This is a genomic window from Candidatus Chlorobium masyuteum (assembly GCF_011601315.1).
Classification (GTDB): domain Bacteria; phylum Bacteroidota; class Chlorobiia; order Chlorobiales; family Chlorobiaceae; genus Chlorobium; species Chlorobium masyuteum.
In genome coordinates this window covers 1-2,829 of the sequence record NZ_JAAORA010000014.1, presented here as the reverse complement: position 1 = coordinate 2,829, position 2,829 = coordinate 1, and the positions used below count along the sequence as shown (strand labels likewise).

Annotated in this window: 3 protein-coding genes; all 3 read left to right on the top strand. The window is 52.8% G+C overall.

The genetic code is table 11. The annotated features are described in order from the left end of the window. Positions 1–507, top strand: a 507-nt coding sequence (locus G9409_RS11925; protein ID WP_166808971.1) for a PstC family ABC transporter permease, incomplete at its 5' end; no start/stop codon positions are given. Positions 508–555: 48 nt separating this feature from the next. Then, the gene (gene pstA, locus G9409_RS11920; protein ID WP_166808970.1) at positions 556–1,902 is read left to right on the top strand and encodes a phosphate ABC transporter permease PstA; all 1,347 of its coding nucleotides are present in this window, start codon (positions 556–558) and stop codon (positions 1,900–1,902) included. Between the two features lie 7 nt (positions 1,903–1,909). After that, a complete protein-coding gene (gene pstB / locus G9409_RS11915) occupies positions 1,910–2,770 on the top strand; it encodes a phosphate ABC transporter ATP-binding protein PstB (RefSeq protein WP_208019734.1) in 861 nt (286 codons plus the stop codon). The last annotated feature ends 59 nt before the right edge of the window (positions 2,771–2,829 follow it).

Below are 2,829 nucleotides of genomic sequence, written 5' to 3'. Positions count from 1 at the left end.
ACCCTTCTCCATGCCGTTGAGATTCTGACCGGTACCAATGCCTTGAACGTCTCCATCATTCTGAGTTTTATGGCACTGCCGACCATTGTCAGTGTTTCCGAAGATGCGCTTCAGGCGGTCGGGCGAGATATTCGCGAGGGCAGTTATGCGCTCGGAGCCACCAGGGCCGAGACGATTGTAAAGACCATTCTTCCTGCAGCAAGCAGCGGTATTCTTGCCGCCGTCATTCTTGGAGTCATGCGTGCACTCGGTGAAACCATGGTTGTCTGGATGGCATCCGGCAACTCGGCCCACATTCCCGAACCGTGGTTCAACTATCTTGAAGCAATCAGAACCCTGACCGCGACCATTGCCGGCGACATGGGCGAAGCCGACCAGGTAACCGGTTCAGCCCGCTATCATGTACTCTTTGCCATGGGGCTGCTGCTTCTGGTGATCAGCTTTATCTGTAATCTCGTCAGTGAAAGAATTGTGGTGCGTCAGCGCAAAATCCTCTCCGGCCAGTAGGCTCTGGAGATCATCGCCGGTGCATTTTGCTCATTTAACCCTGTTGTTATGAATCTCGGAACCAGGAAACTGCTGGATCGTTCGTTTACTGCTGTTGGCATCGGCTCCATTGTCATTATGGCCCTCGCCCTGATGGTTGTGCTTGTGCCGATTGTCACCAATGGTATCGGTGCGGTATTTTTTACCGGCACCATTGAGCACCGCAAAATGCTGCTGAGTGAGTTCAAGCGGGGTGACAGTCAGGAACTTGCGGCCCAGACAGCACGATCCGATCGATACCGGGCAAAGGTTTACGAGATGCTTGCCGGGTTCGAGAGTGAAATGGCAGAGATGACGCCTGAGCGCCAGGATGAATACCGCCCGAAATACGGCCAGGTCAAAACCGCTGTTCAGGCACTGCTCGGTCCGCTGCCGGGAGACCCTGAACCGATGCTGACCCGCTTCAAGTACGGTCAGACAAGGTGGGAGAAAGCCGGGGAGAAGCTGCACGACCTGCTCTATGAGACCAAATGGGACAACTCCGATCCCAATGCCATGTCGAAAGAGTACTTTGCAAACCGCAGTGAGAGCTTTACAGGCACCTCGCTAGTCAAGCTCTTTCCCTATGTGAGGGAAAACATGTCAAACATGCTGTTGCCGGAGTTCACGGTTTACTGGGGATTCATTACCGACAGCTCGGTTGACTCCCATATTTTCGGCGGTATCTGGCCGGAAATTCAGGGTACTTTTTTCCTTGCCGTTGGCGCCATGCTCTTTGCCTTCCCGCTTGGTGTTGTTGCGGCGGTATACTTTACCGAATATGCCAAACCCGGCTTTTTCAACAGCATGCTGCGCAGCGCCAACAGCACCCTTGCCGGTGTGCCGAGTATTGTGTTCGGCATGTTCGGTCTTGCTTTTTTTATCAACACCCTGAAGGTGTCCGAATCCAAAAGTGTGATTGCCGGGTCGCTTACGCTTGCCATCATGATTTTGCCGACCATTATCCGTGCTGCTGAAGAGGCGATACTTGCCGTACCGAAAACCTATCGTGAAGCATCGCTCAGCCTTGGTTCAACCAAATGGAACACCATCGCCACGGTGATTCTTCCGGCAGCGCTTCCCGGAATTCTGACCGGTGGGGTGATCAGTCTCGGCCGTGCTGCGGGCGAGACCGCCCCGATTATCTTTACGGCAGCGGTCAGTGTCGGTTCTGCAATCGGTCTGGCCGATGTCTTCTCCACTCCGACGCCGGCGCTTTCATGGAACATCTACAACCTTGCCAGCGAGCATGAAGCTGCCGCCCAGATCCGTCATGTCCAGTACGGTATGGTGCTTGCGCTGGTCAGCATTGTCCTGCTCCTGAATCTCTCGGCGATTGTATTGAGAGCCCGTATCTCCAAAAAATTAAAAGGCTAAAGTAATAATGCCCATGACAGATGATGTTACGGTAACATCTCCGGATGTGCCGGTAAAGAAATCCACCAGGGAGATTTATCTGCCTCCGGCCCGGAAAAAGATAACCGGTGGAGGGACCCCACACATTGTAGCAAAAGAGTTTTCGATCTACTACGGTGAGTTTGAGGCGGTAAAGAGAGTGAGTGCCGACATTCTGTCAAAATATGTGACGGCCATAATCGGGCCGAGCGGATGTGGCAAGAGCACTTTTTTACGTTCCATAAACCGGATGAACGATCTGATTCCAAATTGTCATACTACCGGAGCCCTGCTCTTTGACAATGCCGATGTTTATGGCAAGTATACCGATGAGGTGCTGTTGCGCAAGAAGGTGGGAATGGTTTTCCAGAAACCCAATCCCTTCCCGAAATCCATTTTTGACAATATCGCCTACGGCCCCCGCCTGCATGGCATCAATGACAAAAAAACGCTCGGAGATATTGTAGAGCGGAGTCTTAAAAAAGCTGCGCTCTGGAGCGAGGTGTGCGACCGGCTCGACAAGAACGCCCTCGGTCTCAGCGGAGGCCAGCAGCAGCGACTCTGTGTTGCCCGTACGCTTGCTGTTGAGCCTGAAGTGCTGCTGCTTGACGAGCCAACCTCGGCGCTTGACCCGAAAGCTACGGCGAAAATCGAGGATCTTATCCAGGAGCTTCGGGGCAGCTATACCATCATGATTGTCACACACAACATGCAGCAGGCCTCACGGGTATCGGATTACACCATGTTTTTCTATGAGGGGTCACTGGTTGAGCACGCTTCAACAGCACAGCTCTTCACCAATCCCAAGGATTCGATGACCGAAGATTATATCACGGGAAGATTCAGCTAACGAAAACCCTTCACTCCTATGTCAGAACGCCCGGTTCATGAACTTATAAAAGAGCTCTC

What these genes read in the sequence shown, in the direction of transcription:
- pstA (WP_166808970.1), top strand. Translation starts at nt 556, where the DNA reads ATGAATCTCGGAACCAGGAAACTGCTGGATCGTTCGTTTACTGCTGTT.
- pstB (WP_208019734.1), top strand. Translation starts at nt 1,910, where the DNA reads ATGCCCATGACAGATGATGTTACGGTAACATCTCCGGATGTGCCGGTA.